The organism is Arthrobacter sp. IK3, from assembly GCF_051337705.1.
Lineage (GTDB): Bacteria > Actinomycetota > Actinomycetes > Actinomycetales > Micrococcaceae > Arthrobacter_B > Arthrobacter_B koreensis.
Map to the genome: position 1 here is coordinate 142,921 of NZ_JBPPSW010000007.1, position 14,604 is coordinate 157,524.

A 14,604-nucleotide genomic window follows, 5' to 3' on the forward strand; every position below is an offset into this window, starting at 1 on the left:
CGTTTTAGGCCCCTTCCGCTCCAGTTTCCAGCAAGAGAATGCTTGCCTAACCCAGACGGCTGCGGAATCGCTCCGCTTTGGAAGATCGCTCCGCCGCGGAGCGGAGCAAACGTTACAAACCGGAGCGGAAAGGCATACTGCGCCGGAAGCCTGCGAAACCTAGTGCAGCTGCGCCTCGATCTGCTGGACACTTTCGATCAGCCGCGCACCGATTCCGGCGTCGTCCTTGCCGGTGCCGAAGTACACCACGGACAGGGACGCCGGGAGCTGGCCGGGGACCTGCACCGGAACGGCAACCGAGCCCACGCCGTCGATCACCTCGCTGTGGCTGGTGGCGTAGCCGCGGCGCCGGGCCAGCCGGGCCTCTTCGCGGTACGGCTGGCCCGGGGCCAGCCGGTTCCAGTGCTCCTCGGACACGGCAGACTGGATCGCGATCCCGGGTGCCCCGGCGGTAAAGGAGTGCCGGGTGCCCGGACGCTGGATCAGGGCAGTGCGGCTGTGCCGGGGTTCAACGGTGACCAGGGTGACGCAGTCGTGCTGGTCCCACACCGCGATGAACGCGGTCATGGACAGCTCATTCGCAAGCACGGTCAGCTCCGGGAGCGCGGCGGACTGCAGGTCACGGGACACTCCCCGGGCCAGCGCGGCGAGTCCGGGCGCGGCCGAAACCCGGCCGGCGTCGTCGCGCATCACCAGCGAGTGCGCCTCCAGCGTGCGCAGGATCCGGTAGGCGATGGAGCGGTGCACGCCCAGGCCGGCGGAGAGCTCGGCGATGGTCAGCGGCGTCTCCGATTCGGCCAGGAGTTCCAGTGCCTGGATCCCGCGGGACAGGGTCTGGGACTGGGAGCCGGAACCGGAGGACACAGAAGTCATGCGCCCATCATAGGCTCAGGCGGCTGCCGCACGGCGCCGCTTCCTGGCGCCGACCGCACGGCCAACCACTCCCTGACGTGGGCTGAAAAGGTACGCCAGGGCGAAAACCGTGCCCTGCGCCAGAACCACCATGGGGCCGGTGGCGGTGTCCAGGTAATAGCTGGCGTAGATGCCGGCCACCGCGCAGCCCGCCGCCAGCGCCGGTGCGATCAGCAGCATGCGGCTGAACCGGTCGGTCAAAAGGTAGGCCGTGGAGCCGGGGATGATCAGCATCGCGACCACCAGGACCACGCCCACGGCCTGCAGCGCCACGACGGCGGTGAGCGCCAGCAGCCCGAGCAGCGCCGCGCCGAGCAGCCGCGGATTAAGCCCGACGGCGTGGGCGTGGGTTGGGTCGAACGCGTACAGGGTGAAGTCGCGGCGCTTGAAGAGCAGCACGGCCAGGGTCAGAGCGGCCAGGACGGCGACCTGCGCCAGGTCCGCGGAGCTCACGCCCAGCAGGTTGCCGAAGATGATGTGGTTCAGGTCCGTCTGGCTCGGCGTCACGGAAATCAGCACCAATCCGGCGGCGAACAGCGTGGTGAAGACGATGCCGATTGCCGCGTCCTCCTTGATCCGGCTCGTGTCCCGCACCAGGCCGATCAGTCCCACCGCCAGGAATCCGAACAGCACCGCGCCCAGCGCGAACGGCGCGCCGGCCACGTGCGCCAGCACGACGCCGGGCAGCACGGCATGGGACACCGCGTCGCCCATGAGCGACCAGCCAATCAGCACCAGCCAGCAGGACAGCACCCCGCACACCACCGACGCGACGACGGCGGTGGCCAGGGCGCGGAGCATGAAGTCATAGGCCAGGGGTTCGGCCAGCAGGTCAATCACGGGGTGGCTCCTTCCGGTGCGGGTGCCGGTGTGCCGTCCGGCAGGACGTTCAGGCCGAACGCGCGGGCCAGCTGTTCCGGCCGGAGGACCTCGTCCGGGGATCCGTGCGCCAGGACCCGGCGCATCAGCAGCACGGCTTCATCGGCCAGCTGGGGGAGGGCATGCAGGTCGTGCGTGGAGACGAGGACGGTCCGTCCGTCCGCCGCGAGTTCACGAAGCAGGGCAGTGATGGTTGCCTCTGACCGCTTGTCGACGCCGGCGAAGGGCTCATCGAGCAGCAGCACCGATGCCCCCTGGGCAATTCCGCGGGCCACGAAGGCACGCTTTTTCTGTCCGCCGGACAGGCGGCCGATCTGCCGGTCAGCCAGGCCGGTCAGTTCCACCCGTGCCAGGGCATCGGCGACGGCGGTCCGGTCGGCGGGGCGCGGCCGGCGGGTGGGGCCCATATGTCCGTAGCGTCCGGTCATCACCACGTCCCGGATGCTGAGCGGAAAGGTCCAGTCCACGGCCTCGCTCTGCGGAACGTAGGCGACCAGGCCGGCCTTGCGTGCCTTGGCAGGAGGCATTCCGCTGAGCCTGACGGTTCCGGCGGATGGCTTCACCAGGCCCATGAGGGACTTGAACAGCGTGGACTTGCCGGAGCCATTCATGCCCACCAGCCCGCAGACCCGGCCCGGCCGGACGGTGAGGCTGACGCCGTCGAGCGCCGTAACGTCGTCGTACGTAACCGTCACGGAGTCCAGTTCAAGTGCGGCGCTCACTGTGCACCGGTCCCGGTGAGCGCGCTGATGATGGTCCGGGTGTCGTGCCGGATCAGGTCAAGGTACGTGGGCACCGGGCCGTCCTCCTCGGAGAGCGAGTCGACGTACAGGACACCGCCGAACGCGGCGCCGGTGGCCCCTACCACCTGCTGCATTGGGGCGTCGGAGACGGTGGACTCGCAGAAGACGGCGGGAACCCGGTTCGCCCGGACGAATTCGATGGCGGCGGCGATCTGCTGCGGGGTGGCCTGCTGCTCGGCGTTGACCGCCCAGATGTAGCGCTCGCGAAGACCTGCGTCGCGGGCGAGGTAGGAAAATGCCCCTTCGCAGGTGACCAGTGCGCGCTGGTGTTCCGGCAGGGTGCCGAGCTCGGTGACCAGTTCGTCCTGGACGGCCTGCAGTTCCTGCTTGTAGCCCTCGGCGTTGGAGCGGAAGGCTTCCGCGTTGTCCGGATCGAGCTCGGCGAAGGCCTCCGCCATGTTGTCCACATAGACCTGGGCGTTCAGCGGGGACATCCAGGCGTGCGGGTTGGGCAGGCCCTGGTAGGCGTCCTCGGCGATGTCCACCGGGTCAATGCCGTCGCTGACTGTCACCCGGGGAACGTCGAGGCCTGCGGTGAACTGTTCGAACCAGGCCTCGAGGTTCATGCCGTTGTCCAGAATGAGGTCTGCCCCGGAGGCTTTGCGGATATCTCCCGGGGTGGGTTCGTAGCCGTGGATTTCGGCGCCGGCCTTGGTGATGGATTCGACCTGGAGATGGTCGCCGGCGACGTTCTCGGCCATGTCCGCCAGCACGGTGAAGGTGGTCAGGACTACGGGTTTGCTGTTGTTGGACGCCGCGGTGCCGGAGCAGGCGGTGAGCGAGAGCAGGAGTGCGGCGGCCGGCAACGCCGCCAGCCGGCGGAGGCGGGAGTTGGAGTTCATGCCGAAAACCATAAGTTCGGCAGGTTGATTAAACAAGTTCGGTATGCCGAACTTTGTTCGATCAGGCGGATGAGCGCAGGCTGGTCAGACACATTAGGGAAGGCGGCGGCGGCTCAGCAGGCCCGAACCCAGCAGCAGCAGTCCGCCGGCCAGCGGCCACCACAGGTACATGGAGATGGTGCCGCCCACGAAGGCCGTAGCCATCACCGCGATCATCACGGCGCTGACCAGCAGCACCCCCGCCACGATCCGGGCCCGTCCGCGGTGCGGGGGCGGGATGGGCGGCAGCCAAGTGGGACGTTCATCGATCCACTCCATCCGGTCAGTGTAGAAGCGCGGAGGCCGTCTGCCACCCCGTTCCGGGTAAATACTTGCCGGGTACGCCCATGCCGCACCCGCCGCCGTCGGACATCCCTTTTGTCCGCGGCGCCGAACTGGCACAGTGGCGTGCAACCACTTCCAACCTGCGGAGGAACATCCATGGAATCGAGCGAGCTGTTAGTTGACGCATTCGGCCGGCTTCCCTCTACCGTGCGGCGGGTGGTGCACGGGCTGAGCGCGAAGGAGCTGAACTCCCGGCCGTACCCGGACGGGAACTCCATCTCCTGGCTCATCTGGCACCTGGCCCGGGTGGAGGACGCGCAGGTTGCTGACGTCGCCGGACACCAGCAGGTGTGGACGGCCGAGGGCTGGGTTGACCGGGTTGGGCTCCCGCTGGAGGCTGAGGACACGGGATATGGGCACACGTCCGAACAGGTCGCCAAGGTGCAGGTGCAGTCCGCGGAGGTCCTGCAGGGCTACTACGACGCCGTGAGTGCCCGGACGGTGGCTTTCGTGTCCGGCCTGTCCGCCGCGGATCTGGACCGTGTGGTGGACACGTCCTGGGATCCGCCCGTCACGCTCGGTGTGCGGCTAATCAGTTCCCTGGCAGACTGCCTGGAGCATGTGGGGCAGGCCGCCTACGTGCGGGGCATGCTCACCTCCGGTTCCAGCTCCGGTTCCAGCTAGGAAGCGATGGTCAGCAGCAGCGCATCGCAGGCTGCGGCGCAGCGGTGGCAGGCTTCGGCGCAGATGCGGCAGTGATCGTGGGCTGAGGCATGCTGCTCGCATTCCCCGGCACACCGGCGGCAGGCCGCCGCACAGGCACGGACAAGCTCGACGGCGGAGGCGTAGTTCTTCCCGGCCCTCGCCAGCACCTTCCCGGTGGCTCCGCAGACCTCCGCGCAGTCCAGGTCGGTGCGGATACAGCTGACCATGTCCCCGAGCATGTCTTCGCCCAGGCAGGCATCCGCGCAGGCAGTGCACGTCTGGACGCAGTCGAAGCACGCCTCGATGCAGGCGGCCAGTGCATCCATGTCCACGGTGGAGTTCCCTGCCGGGTGGGACGTCAGCATGTCTTTGATCAGGCTCATCGCGTGCTCCTTGTTCTCGGTGGCTTGCCGGGGCCGGCGCGGGCATGCCGCGAGCCTAGCCAAGTGCCGGCGAGGCCCTCAAGGACCGTGCGGCATTTTGCCCCCGGACTAGGCGGGTGCATAGAATCGGCGTAGCCTGACATGGCCGGTTCTCCGGTTCAGGCTTGGGGCTTTAGCTCAGTTGGTAGAGCGTTTCGTTCGCAATGAAAAGGTCAGGGGTTCGATTCCCCTAAGCTCCACAGGATCTGTCCCGTCCTCTCCGCCCAGCGGGGAGGACGGGACTTTTTTGTGCCCGAATGTGAAGCGCCCAAATAGGCGGCAGGGGAGCGCTCCGGCCTATATTGGCCGCAGCATGTAACGCGCATCACATGAAGGGAAGAGCGTGAACAACAAGGAACTGGTCCTCGATTTCTACGAGAAATACAACAACCGCGACGTCGAGGGCGCCATGGCGTACCTGGGGGACACCTACATCCAGCACAACCCCTGGGTCGCGGACGGCCCCGAGGCATTCCGCCGCTTTGTGACCTACCTGCGCGAGAACTACCCGGACGGCCGCAACGAAGTGAAGCGCGCAATTGCCGACGGCGATCTGGTGGCACTGCACGTTCATTCCCGCCGGGTTCCGGGCGAAGAAGGCAGGGCCATCGTGGACATCTTCCGGGTTGAAGACGGCAAGGTGGTTGAGCACTGGGACGTCATCCAGCCGATTCCCAAGGAGATCTATCCGCCCATTAATGACAACGGGTACTTCTAGCCAGCCCTGCAGCCCGGTTTAAGCTGGAGGAATGCTGCCCCAGGACACCGCCAGGCTCCGCTTCCGCGACATGACGCCGGAGGACCTTGACCTCATGGCCGGCCTTCTGGGCGATCCGGAGGTCATGACGTACTACCCGGCGCCCAAGACCCGGGACGAGGCGGCCAAGTGGATCGCCTGGAACGAGGCGAACTATGCCCGCCACGGCTACGGCCTCTGGATCGTTGAAACGCACGACGGCGAGTTCCTGGGCGACTGCGGCCTCACCTGGCAGAAGATCAACGGCGAAAACACCGAACTGGAAGTGGGTTACCACGTCCGCGCCGACCGGCAGGGCCGCGGCTACGCGACAGAAGCCGCGGCCGCCTGCCGGGACTTCGCCCGCGAAACGCTGCAGGCACCCCGGCTGGTCGCCCTTATCCACCCGGAGAACACGGCATCGAAACGGGTGGCCGAGAAGCTCGGTATGGCTCCGGTCGACGAGGACTTCGGCGGACCCATTCCGGCGCGGACCGTGATGGGCATGAACCTGCGCTAGGCGGATTCACGTCCGTGCCGGTAGCCCCGGCGGACCTCCGCGATGGCCCGGGCAATGTTGGGGTCCCGTCCGGATGCGGTCATGATGGTGTCGAAGTCCGTCAGGCCCACGTCGCCGTGGCGGACGGTTACTTCAATTTCAGTGCGCTTGGCACTGTGCGGGCGGCATGGCTGCCCGGCAATCGCTGTGTTTCCGCCCAGCGATGAGCGCCCGGTGCGCACCATCCGCATCTCCCCGCCGACGTCGTCCCTGAACCGGAAGGTCTTCCCCTTCCTGGTGGTCATCAATTCTCGCCACTGCTCGCGCTGCACCTTCGGCGCGGCAGGGAAGAACTGAGCGACGGCGTCGTTCAGGGCGGCGGTCTCCGTTTCCTCCCGGCGCGGCCTCAGGACGAGCCGCTCCCGAAGGATAAAGAGCGGATAAACCACCAGCAGGATGGCCAGTGCCACGGCGATGAAGTTGAAACCGCCGAAAATGATGAACACGGCCGCCGTAAAGACGAGCCGGCTCACCGCCTTCTCCGAATAGGACCGCGGCGGCGTATACGGAACTCCCACCCGCACGCTTGATTCTTCACTCATGCCCATCCGCCTTTCAGCTCTGCCAGGGCTTCTGCTTCCCGCGCCAGCCGGGTGGCTTCGCGCAGCTCTATGTCGAACGGGTTGCCGGGACCGGCCGGAACCTCAGCTGACAGGCCGCCCAGTCCATCCAGCCGCAGCCGGCTTTGCTCCACGGTGACGGCAAGGCGCAGTTCCGCCTGCGCCTTGACCAGGTCTGCCAGCAGTTGGTGGGCCTTGTCCCGCCGGGAACGTATCTCCGACAAATGGGCGGTGGCCATTTCCTCACGTTCAGTTGCCAGTGAGTGCATGCGCCGCGCCGTTCCGGCCAGCGTCAGCACCGCAGGGGACGGACTGGCCGGCATCACGGTCTCTACTGCTTCGCGCCGCAGCCGGTACGCCTCGGCCACCGAGGCGAAGTGGGCGGCTGTTTCTCCCGCTACCCGTTCCTGTTCCTCGAGGGTCCGTCCGGCGGCGCGGGCTGAGGCCATGGCACTTTCAAGCCGCGCATGGATTTCTTCGTGGTTGGCCCGCGGCGGTGCAAGGGTTCCCCGCCGCGCATCGATGTTCGCCCGCAGGCTGCTGCCCGCTCGACGCAGCTCGTGGAGTAACCGGGCCATGACTCTCCTCAGCCGGGGATGGTTCCGGACTCCCGATGCCCCGCAGCCGTGTGCCTGGATGTGCCTGGAGCCGCCGTGCATCAGAAGGAAGTGTGCAGGAGTCTAGCAGCGGCGGGGAGCGGCCGGGATGGGGTTGCACAGATTAGTTGGGTGCCTGCCCGGAGTTCCCCGCGGCGTGAGTCCTGCCACGTCCGGACGCCGCGGATTATCCCCATCTGCCGCCCGGATGCAACGGTGCCGCCCCGTATCGGCTCCTCAACAGAACCAGAAATCCCATGTTCCTGCGTTATGCTCCCATATCATGGCTGCGCGTAAATCTCCCGTGTTCACCACGGCAACCACATTCGGACGCCTGCTCTCCTTTATTGGGGTCAGTGTGCTCTGCGGAGTACTTACTGCAGGGCTGTTCGTTCCCATGGCCGCCGGAGCCGGATCAGCGGCGTCGGCCTCTATCACCTTCTTCGACGGACTGCCCGCGGACCTGGAGCGTGCCACGCTGGCCACGCCAACCCGCATCGTCGCGTCCGACGACTCACTGATTGCCACCCTCTACGAGGAGAACCGCCAGCCGGTCACCTTCGACCAAATCTCCCCGCACATGGTGGATGCACTGCTTTCCGTTGAGGACTCCCGCTATTACGACCACGGCGGCGTGGATGTCCAGGGCATCTTCGGTGCCATTGCCTCCAACGTCTCCAGCGGAACCAACCGCGGCGCCTCCACCATCACCCAGCAGTTCGTGACCAACGTGCTCATCAACTCAGCCAATGAACGCGGCGAAGAAGCCACCTACAGCGGCAGCAAGGGAATTTCGGACAAGGTTCGGGAAATCCGGCTCGCCATCGCCGTTGAAAATGAGATGAGCAAGGACGAGATCCTTGAGGGCTACTTCAACATTGTTCCCTTCACCGGCAACACCTACGGTGTCCAGGCGGCGTCCAAATACTTCTTCAACAAGGACGCCAAGGACCTGAACATCCAGGAATCCGCCCTGCTGGCCGGCCTGGTCAACGGCCCCGGCTACTACGATCCGCAGGCCTTCCCCGAGCGGGCGCTGGAACGCCGCAACCTGGTGCTCGGCGAGATGCTTGAAAACGGCAAGATTGACCAGGCGCAGTACGACGCCGCTGCGGCCTCGGGCCTGGACCTCACCATCACGCCCACCAAGCAGGGCTGCGTGGCTGCCGAGCAGGCACCCTACTTCTGCTCCTACGTGGAGCGCCTGATCCTGAACAGCGAGGAGTTCGGTGAGACTGAGGCTGAGCGCCGGTCTGTGCTCTACCGTTCCGGCCTGACCATCAAGACCACCCTGGATCCCGCCGTTCAGCAGGCCGCCCAGGATGCAGTCAACGAAACTGCAAACCCGGACACCACCGCTGCCGAGGTTGGGCATTCAATGATCAGCCTGCAGCCGGGCACAGGCAACGTCCTGTCCATGGCGCAGAACACCCGATACACGCCGGGGGATAACCCCGGGGATTCAGTGCTGAACTTCAACGTTGACCAGTTCCAGGACGGAGACCCGGACAAGCCGCTGGACGGTGTGGGCGGGTTCCAGCCCGGTTCAACCTTCAAGCCGTTCACCGTGGCGGCCTGGGTGGACGCGGGCAAGTCCCTGGGCACCCAGCTGGACGGGCGCAAGAAGACCTATCCGCAGGGTGACCGCTGGACAGCGAGCTGCCTCGACGGCGGCGCCTACGTTGAAGGCGATGCCAACGGCTGGACCCCGCAGAACTACGGCGACACCAACTACGGAGACGCCACCGTCCTGCGCGGGCTCGCCCAGTCGCTGAACACCATCACCTTCTCCTCTGCCAAGCAGCTGGATCTGTGCCGGATCATGGAGATTGCCGAGTCCATGGGCATCCACAACGGCAAGAGCGCTTCCGGCGAGGAAGAATCCCTCTCCGTCAACCCGTCAGCCCTGATTGGCGGCGTGGAAGACGTCTCGCCGATGGCCATGGCCCAGGCCTTCGCCGGCTTCGCGGCCGAGGGCAACGTCTGCGAGCCCCGTGCCCTGCTGGAAGTCACCGCAGCCAACGGCAAGACCTACAACGTGCCGGAACCCGACTGCGAACAGGTGATCTCCAAGGAGACCGCCCGCGGCGTGAACTATGCGACTCAGGAGGTCATGAAGTCCGGCTCAGGATCGCTGCTGAATTACGGCGGCCAGCCCATGGCCGGCAAGACCGGAACGAATGACTCGCGGTCACAGACCTGGTTCATCGGCTACAACTCGGGCATGGCTACCGCCAGCTGGATCGGCAACTGGAAGGCCGGAACAGGGTCCCTGTCCGATCTGGAAATCGGCGGCCGCATCTACCCCGAAGTCGACGGTTCGCTTATCGCCGCTCCGTCCTGGGCCAGGTTCATGCAGCAGGCAGGCAGCCTGTACCCGGGTGAGGCCTTCGCCAACCCGCCGGGCAACCTCCTGGCGAACCCCACTCCCAGCCCGAGTCCAACGGAGTCCGAAGAGCCCGAGGAAGAGGAGGAGAAGCCGGCCCCCAAGCCGTCGGCCACTCCGGTCCCGCGCCCGACGACGGCACCTGCTCCGGCGCCCGCTCCGGTTGTTCCGAGCGAGGATCCCGAGCCCGAACCCGAGCCGGCCCCGTCAACTCCGGCCGCCGTGGTGCCAAAACCGAGCCCCTCTGAGACGGGCAGCTAAGCGGGAGGAATTCGCCGCAAAATGCCATAAAAACCACAGGTCAGTGCGCAAGGCCCCGAGTCGGATAGTGTTTCCGCTCGGGGCCTTCTGCGCTCCCGCCGCCGGCGGGATCAGCCGGAGAGCTCTCCTGGAGGATGAAGTGATGAAAAACCTGCCGGCCATATCGGTTCGGGGCCTGACCAAGAGGTACGGCGCAAAGACCGCAGTGGATAACCTGTCATTCGACGTCGAAGCCGGAAGCGTCTTCGCGTTCCTCGGCACCAACGGCGCCGGGAAATCCACCACCATCAGCTGTCTCACCACCTCCATCCCGTTCGACTCCGGATCAGCCGAAGTAGGCGGGTTCGATGTCCGCTCCGGCGGGGAGGGCGTCCGGTCCCGCATCGGCGTCGTCTTCCAGGAATCCGTCCTCGATCCGCTGCTGACCGGCCGGGAAAACCTGCGCGTGCGGGCGCGCTTCTACTCCGCGGACCGCGCCGCCAACGAAGCACGCATCAGTGAGCTGTCAGACCTGATTGGGCTGGGCAGCTTCATCGACCGCCGCTACGGAACATACTCCGGCGGACAGCGCCGCCGCGTGGACATAGCCAGGGCCCTGCTGCACGCCCCTCCCATCATCTTCCTGGACGAGCCAACCGCCGGACTTGATCCGGCCAGCCGCGCGATTGTCTGGTCCACCATCCACGACCTCCGCGACCGCCACGGGCTGACGGTCTTCCTCACCACGCACTACATGGAGGAAACCGAGGAAGCGGACAGGGTCTGCATTCTGGACAGCGGCCGGATCATCGCCGACGGCACCCCCTCGGAACTGCGCGCAGCCTACAGCTCCAGCATCCTCAGCATTACGACGGCGGACCGGGCAGGCCTCATGGCGGCCGCCGGGGAACTGGGCGGGACCATAGAAAGTGCGGAAGGCGCCGTCGTACGCATTGGCGTGGAGACCGCCGAAACGGCCCGGCAGATCCTGGCCCGGCACGGTGCCGCCGTGCAGGACTTCGAATTCCGCCACGGCACCATGGATGACGTTTTCCTGGCCCTCACCGGCCACGAGACCCCTGCCCCGGCAGCCGAAGGAGCTGGCAAGTGAACGTGGTCCTGGACATCACCACCCGCAACCTGAGGCTCTTCTTCCGCGACCGGCTGGGCGTCTTCTTCTCGCTCGTGTCCGCCCTGGTGGTGTTCCTGCTGTACACCCTGTTCCTGGGCAACCTGCAGACCGAAGGGCTCGCCGAATCCTTTCCGCAGGCCACCGAGGACCAGATCCGCGGCTTCGTGGACAGCTGGATGTTCGCCGGCATCCTGGGCATCACCACCATTACGACGGCGCTGGGTGCCATGGTGGTGTTCGTCGAGGACTCCGGATCAGGCCGCTTCCAGGACTTCCTGGTTTCACCGATCCGGCGGGAGAAGCTGATCCTGGGCTACCTGCTCTCCGCCGTCCTGATCTCCATGGTCATGACCGCGCTGGTGCTGCTGGTGAGCCTGGCCTACCTGTTCGTGGTCAGCGGTGTGACCATCGCCTTTGTGCCCCTGCTGAAGATCTGCGGCTACCTGGCGCTGGCCTGCTTCGCGTTCTCCGCGCTGAGTGCGTTCGCGGTGTCCTTCATCCGGACCGCCGGCGCCTACTCGGCGCTGTCCACGATTGTGGGCACCGTCCTGGGTTTCATTGCCGGGTCCTACATTCCGGTTGGCAACTTCCCCGAGGGGGTGCGCCAGTTCGTGAGCGCCCTGCCCTTCCTGCAGTCCTCCATGCTGGTCCGGCAGGAAATGACCGCCGAAACACTGCCCGCCATGACCGGCGACCAGCCTGCAGCGATCGAGGAACTGCAGGGAGTCTTCGGCATCACGGCTCAGGTGGGGGACTGGCACGTGGGTACCGGCTACGTCATCTTCGTGCTCGTGGCGATGACCGTGGTGTTCACCCTCGTGGCGGCCATCCGGATCCGCGGCCGGGTCCGCGCCTAACGCTCTTCTTCACCGTCCCCTGGGTACGGTTGCGATTGCAAAGAAGTAGTTGCAAAGAAATGCTTGCAAAGACTTCTTTGCAAGCGTAGGCTCCTAGGCATGGAAGAGCAGTCAGCCCCGTACGACGCCACGGTCCTGGACATGACCCGCCTCAAGGCCTTGGCGCACCCCATCCGCATTGCCCTGTTGGAGAGCCTCACCCGCTACGGCGCGCAGACTGCCTGCGGAGTGGCGGACCGCCTGGGCGAATCCAGCGGTTCCACCAGCTACCACCTGCGCCAGCTGGCGAAGCATGGCTTCGTCCGCGAGGTGGAGGGGCGGGGGACTGCACGGGAACGCTGGTGGGAGCGGGTTCCCGAGGCAATCCAGACCACCATGGCCGCTTCTCCGGCCACCCGGGACGCCACCCGAATGCTCGCGAAGACCGTGACGGGTGGACAATCCCGTGCGGTGAACAGCTTTATCGACCACAGTGACGCGCTCCCGGACGGCTGGGCGGATACCTCCATCCTCATGGGGGCCACGCTGCACCTGACGCTGGAAGAGGCGCAGGCGGTCTCCCGCCAGGCCTCGGAGCACCTGGAGCAACTGCTTGCCCCGTACCGCGGCCGCGACAGCGCCGGCGGCACCCGGCCAGTGGAGCTGTACCTGAACTACTTCCCGCTTATCGAACCCGGAGACCAGCCATGAATGCTGTCATGACCTACGCGTCCCTGCCTCCGCACACGCGTCCAGCCACCCATTCAACCGTCCGTCCCACCGGCGTCGGCCGCCTCTTCGTCACCACCGGGGAGCTCCTGATCAGTCTCGGCGAACGTACCGCCCGGCGGCCGCGGCCGGACGTCGGGCTGCTTGCCGCACACGCGGATGAGCGGCGGGACCTTGAAGCCCGCGCCCACTCCGCCCTCTGGCCCTAGCCGGCAACCGGTGCGGGCTACCCGGCGCCCGTAAACGTCAGGTACAGCAGCACCACGTTCAGGGTGATGAGCAGTCCGGCTACCAGAACGCCCACCGCGGTGGTCCACCACCGGTTGCGGTGTTCGCCCATCAGGTCCGCCCGCGTGGTCAGCCACAGCAGCGGCACCAGGGCGAACGGGATCCCGAAGGACAGCACCACCTGGCTCAGCACCAGCGCCCAGGTGGGGTCCACCCCGGCAGCCAGGATGGCCAGCGCCGGCAGCAGCGTGATCAGCCGCCGCAGCAGTATGGGAATGCGCACCTTGAGCAGCCCCTGCATGATTTCGGCACCCGCGTAGGCGCCCACCGACGTTGATGCCAGGCCGGAGGCCAGCAGGCCCAGCGCGAACAGGAGCGCGACGCCGCTGCCCAGGGCACCGCCAATAGCGGCATGGGCGCCTTCCAGGGTGTCCGTCCCGTCCACGCCCTGCAGGGACGTGGCGGCCAGCAGCAGGATGGCGAGGTTGACGGTGCCGGCCACGGCGAGGGCAATGGTCACGTCCCAGCGCGTGGCGCGGATCAGCGTGGAGGTGGTCAGTCCCGCGGAGCGCTCGGGAAAGCGGTCACGGGTCAGCGCGGAGTGTGCGTAGATCGCATGCGGCATGACGGTCGCCCCGAGGATGGACGCCGCGAGCAGGACCGAATCCGGGCCGTCGAACCGCGGTACCAGGCCCTCCGCCACGGCGCCGGGATCCGGGGGTGCCACAAAGACTCCGGCCGTGAAGCCGACGGCGATGATCGCCATCATTGACACGATCACGTATTCGAAGCTGCGGTGCCGTCCGCTGCCCTGCACGGCCAGCACCGCCATGGATACGCCGCCCGTAATCGCGCCGCCCAGCAGCAGCGGAAGGTCAAAGAGCAGCCAGAGTGCGACGGCGCCGCCAATCACCTCGGCGACGTCGGTGGCCATGGCCACCAGCTCCGCCTGCAGCCAGTACAGCCTCCGTCCGGGGGTGGACCGTACCCGGGCGCCGAGCAGTTCGGGCAGGCTGCGTCCGGTGGCCAGTCCCAGCTTCGCGGAAAGATACTGGACCAGCCAGGCCATCACGTTTCCGGCAACTACCACCCAAACCAGCAGGTAACCGAAACGGGCTCCGGCGGTCATGTTGCTTGCCACGTTGCCGGGGTCCAGGTAGGCAACCCCGGCAACGAGCGCGGGGCCGAGGAGCCAGGGCAGGCGCGTTCCCGCCCTGGACAGGGAGGTCCGGGGCGCGGGGTCTGTGGGAGCAGCCTGCATAAGGCCAAGGTAACACCGGGAGTTCGGACTGCCTAACAGTTTTCAGCAGGCGTGCTCAACAACGCCGCAACCGGTGGCCGGGATCTCGGGCGATGCGTAGGAGGCTAGGCCAGGGGCTCCGTTCCGGAGCCTCCGGCGGCAGCAGTCCGGGTGCTGTGCTGGAGCACGGCAAGCCAGGCCAGCGCTCCCACGACGGGCAGCAGGAGCACCACGGCGAACCAGAACACCCGTTTGCCGCCCGTGGTTTCCCCGGTCCGGAAAAGACTGAACAGGGCACCGGCTGTCAACGTCAGGACGAGCAGTGCCAGGAGCACCGCGGCGGGTATCCACATGAGGAAATCAACGGACATGGTCTTGGGGCACTTTCAGGCAGGCCAGTAGGAAGGTGGAAGCGCGGGGGTCACTGCGTGCCGGCGAAGCTTTTCGGCCAGTGCTGAACCCAGATTATGGCGCG

18 protein-coding genes and 1 tRNA gene are annotated in these 14,604 nt (G+C 66.5%); 9 read left to right on the forward strand and 10 right to left on the reverse strand.

Going from position 1 to position 14,604, the window contains the following annotated elements:
* Window positions 1-159: 159 nt before the first annotated feature.
* The 5 genes from ACSLGO_RS11045 to ACSLGO_RS11065 all read right to left on the reverse strand — a co-directional run bounded on the left by ACSLGO_RS11045 (window position 160) and on the right by ACSLGO_RS11065 (window position 3,754).
* Window positions 160-873 carry an IclR family transcriptional regulator gene (locus ACSLGO_RS11045; RefSeq protein WP_386917210.1) on the reverse strand — a complete coding sequence of 238 codons (714 nt, stop codon included), beginning with the start codon at window positions 871-873 and terminating at the stop codon, window positions 160-162.
* A 15-nt stretch (window positions 874-888) separates the two neighbouring features.
* Window positions 889-1,749 (reverse strand): metal ABC transporter permease, encoded by an 861-nt coding sequence (locus tag ACSLGO_RS11050; protein WP_436401163.1) that lies wholly within the window; start codon window positions 1,747-1,749, stop codon window positions 889-891.
* A complete protein-coding gene (locus ACSLGO_RS11055) occupies window positions 1,749-2,513 on the reverse strand; it encodes a metal ABC transporter ATP-binding protein (RefSeq protein ID WP_436401113.1) in 765 nt (254 codons plus the stop codon). The genes ACSLGO_RS11050 and ACSLGO_RS11055 overlap by 1 nt, the downstream gene beginning before the upstream one ends.
* Window positions 2,510-3,436: a metal ABC transporter substrate-binding protein gene (locus ACSLGO_RS11060; RefSeq protein ID WP_377955138.1), complete on the reverse strand. Its 927-nt coding sequence runs from the start codon at window positions 3,434-3,436 to the stop codon at window positions 2,510-2,512. The genes ACSLGO_RS11055 and ACSLGO_RS11060 overlap by 4 nt, the downstream gene beginning before the upstream one ends.
* A gap of 93 nt (window positions 3,437-3,529) precedes the next feature.
* Entirely contained in the window at window positions 3,530-3,754 is a 225-nt protein-coding gene (locus ACSLGO_RS11065; RefSeq protein WP_263127782.1) for a hypothetical protein, read from the reverse strand.
* Between the two features lie 162 nt (window positions 3,755-3,916).
* On the opposite strand from ACSLGO_RS11065, the gene ACSLGO_RS11070 reads away from it, so the two are divergent.
* A complete protein-coding gene (locus tag ACSLGO_RS11070; protein WP_152273968.1) occupies window positions 3,917-4,444 on the forward strand; it encodes a mycothiol transferase in 528 nt (175 codons plus the stop codon).
* Here the strand turns inward: ACSLGO_RS11070 and ACSLGO_RS11075 are convergent.
* Entirely contained in the window at window positions 4,441-4,848 is a 408-nt protein-coding gene (locus ACSLGO_RS11075) for a four-helix bundle copper-binding protein (protein WP_091601223.1), read from the reverse strand. The genes ACSLGO_RS11070 and ACSLGO_RS11075 overlap by 4 nt on opposite strands.
* Before the next feature lie 166 nt (window positions 4,849-5,014).
* Between ACSLGO_RS11075 and ACSLGO_RS11080 the strand changes: the two genes are divergently transcribed.
* From ACSLGO_RS11080 to ACSLGO_RS11090, 3 genes are all read left to right on the forward strand, one after another.
* Window positions 5,015-5,087, forward strand: a tRNA-Ala gene (locus ACSLGO_RS11080).
* A gap of 143 nt (window positions 5,088-5,230) precedes the next feature.
* On the forward strand, window positions 5,231-5,605 hold the full coding sequence (locus ACSLGO_RS11085; RefSeq protein ID WP_055242628.1) for a nuclear transport factor 2 family protein: 375 nt from the start codon (window positions 5,231-5,233) through the stop codon (window positions 5,603-5,605).
* Between the two features lie 31 nt (window positions 5,606-5,636).
* On the forward strand, window positions 5,637-6,143 hold the full coding sequence (locus ACSLGO_RS11090; protein WP_436401114.1) for a GNAT family N-acetyltransferase: 507 nt from the start codon (window positions 5,637-5,639) through the stop codon (window positions 6,141-6,143).
* Here the strand turns inward: ACSLGO_RS11090 and ACSLGO_RS11095 are convergent.
* Both ACSLGO_RS11095 and ACSLGO_RS11100 read right to left on the reverse strand, forming a co-directional pair.
* Entirely contained in the window at window positions 6,140-6,724 is a 585-nt protein-coding gene (locus ACSLGO_RS11095; RefSeq protein WP_141653619.1) for a hypothetical protein, read from the reverse strand. The two genes, ACSLGO_RS11090 and ACSLGO_RS11095, sit on opposite strands and share 4 nt — an antisense overlap.
* Window positions 6,721-7,320: a hypothetical protein gene (locus ACSLGO_RS11100; protein ID WP_436401115.1), complete on the reverse strand. Its 600-nt coding sequence runs from the start codon at window positions 7,318-7,320 to the stop codon at window positions 6,721-6,723. Before ACSLGO_RS11100 ends, ACSLGO_RS11095 begins: the two co-directional genes overlap by 4 nt.
* Window positions 7,321-7,621: 301 nt before the next feature.
* Here ACSLGO_RS11100 and ACSLGO_RS11105 point away from each other — a divergent pair, with 301 nt between their 5' ends.
* From ACSLGO_RS11105 to ACSLGO_RS11125, 5 genes are all read left to right on the forward strand, one after another.
* Entirely contained in the window at window positions 7,622-9,985 is a 2,364-nt protein-coding gene (locus ACSLGO_RS11105) for a transglycosylase domain-containing protein (protein ID WP_277664890.1), read from the forward strand.
* 142 nt (window positions 9,986-10,127) lie between these two features.
* Window positions 10,128-11,075, forward strand: coding sequence for an ABC transporter ATP-binding protein (locus ACSLGO_RS11110; protein ID WP_377955142.1), 948 nt, complete (start codon window positions 10,128-10,130; stop codon window positions 11,073-11,075).
* Window positions 11,072-11,953, forward strand: coding sequence for an ABC transporter permease (locus tag ACSLGO_RS11115; protein ID WP_091601233.1), 882 nt, complete (start codon window positions 11,072-11,074; stop codon window positions 11,951-11,953). Before ACSLGO_RS11110 ends, ACSLGO_RS11115 begins: the two co-directional genes overlap by 4 nt.
* A gap of 99 nt (window positions 11,954-12,052) precedes the next feature.
* Window positions 12,053-12,643 carry a winged helix-turn-helix domain-containing protein gene (locus ACSLGO_RS11120; protein ID WP_091601235.1) on the forward strand — a complete coding sequence of 197 codons (591 nt, stop codon included), beginning with the start codon at window positions 12,053-12,055 and terminating at the stop codon, window positions 12,641-12,643.
* Window positions 12,640-12,870, forward strand: coding sequence for a hypothetical protein (locus ACSLGO_RS11125; RefSeq protein WP_436401116.1), 231 nt, complete (start codon window positions 12,640-12,642; stop codon window positions 12,868-12,870). The genes ACSLGO_RS11120 and ACSLGO_RS11125 overlap by 4 nt, the downstream gene beginning before the upstream one ends.
* Before the next feature lie 17 nt (window positions 12,871-12,887).
* Here ACSLGO_RS11125 and ACSLGO_RS11130 read toward each other — a convergent pair whose 3' ends face one another.
* Both ACSLGO_RS11130 and ACSLGO_RS11135 read right to left on the reverse strand, forming a co-directional pair.
* The gene (locus tag ACSLGO_RS11130) at window positions 12,888-14,150 is read right to left on the reverse strand and encodes an Nramp family divalent metal transporter (protein WP_436401117.1); all 1,263 of its coding nucleotides are present in this window, start codon (window positions 14,148-14,150) and stop codon (window positions 12,888-12,890) included.
* 104 nt (window positions 14,151-14,254) lie between these two features.
* On the reverse strand, window positions 14,255-14,500 hold the full coding sequence (locus tag ACSLGO_RS11135) for a PLDc N-terminal domain-containing protein (RefSeq protein WP_091601241.1): 246 nt from the start codon (window positions 14,498-14,500) through the stop codon (window positions 14,255-14,257).
* Window positions 14,501-14,604: the final 104 nt, after the last annotated feature.

Excerpts from the sequence above, each read along its gene's own strand:
- ACSLGO_RS11045 (WP_386917210.1), bottom strand. The coding sequence starts at position 873 with ATGACTTCTGTGTCCTCCGGTTCCGGCTCCCAGTCCCAGACCCTGTCC.
- ACSLGO_RS11060 (WP_377955138.1), bottom strand. The coding sequence starts at position 3,436 with ATGAACTCCAACTCCCGCCTCCGCCGGCTGGCGGCGTTGCCGGCCGCC.
- ACSLGO_RS11065 (WP_263127782.1), bottom strand. The coding sequence starts at position 3,754 with ATGGAGTGGATCGATGAACGTCCCACTTGGCTGCCGCCCATCCCGCCC.
- ACSLGO_RS11070 (WP_152273968.1), top strand. The coding sequence starts at position 3,917 with ATGGAATCGAGCGAGCTGTTAGTTGACGCATTCGGCCGGCTTCCCTCT.
- ACSLGO_RS11075 (WP_091601223.1), bottom strand. The coding sequence starts at position 4,848 with ATGAGCCTGATCAAAGACATGCTGACGTCCCACCCGGCAGGGAACTCC.
- ACSLGO_RS11090 (WP_436401114.1), top strand. The coding sequence starts at position 5,637 with ATGCTGCCCCAGGACACCGCCAGGCTCCGCTTCCGCGACATGACGCCG.
- ACSLGO_RS11095 (WP_141653619.1), bottom strand. The coding sequence starts at position 6,724 with ATGAGTGAAGAATCAAGCGTGCGGGTGGGAGTTCCGTATACGCCGCCG.
- ACSLGO_RS11100 (WP_436401115.1), bottom strand. The coding sequence starts at position 7,320 with ATGGCCCGGTTACTCCACGAGCTGCGTCGAGCGGGCAGCAGCCTGCGG.
- ACSLGO_RS11105 (WP_277664890.1), top strand. The coding sequence starts at position 7,622 with ATGGCTGCGCGTAAATCTCCCGTGTTCACCACGGCAACCACATTCGGA.
- ACSLGO_RS11110 (WP_377955142.1), top strand. The coding sequence starts at position 10,128 with ATGAAAAACCTGCCGGCCATATCGGTTCGGGGCCTGACCAAGAGGTAC.
- ACSLGO_RS11120 (WP_091601235.1), top strand. The coding sequence starts at position 12,053 with ATGGAAGAGCAGTCAGCCCCGTACGACGCCACGGTCCTGGACATGACC.
- ACSLGO_RS11125 (WP_436401116.1), top strand. The coding sequence starts at position 12,640 with ATGAATGCTGTCATGACCTACGCGTCCCTGCCTCCGCACACGCGTCCA.
- ACSLGO_RS11130 (WP_436401117.1), bottom strand. The coding sequence starts at position 14,150 with ATGCAGGCTGCTCCCACAGACCCCGCGCCCCGGACCTCCCTGTCCAGG.
- ACSLGO_RS11135 (WP_091601241.1), bottom strand. The coding sequence starts at position 14,500 with ATGTCCGTTGATTTCCTCATGTGGATACCCGCCGCGGTGCTCCTGGCA.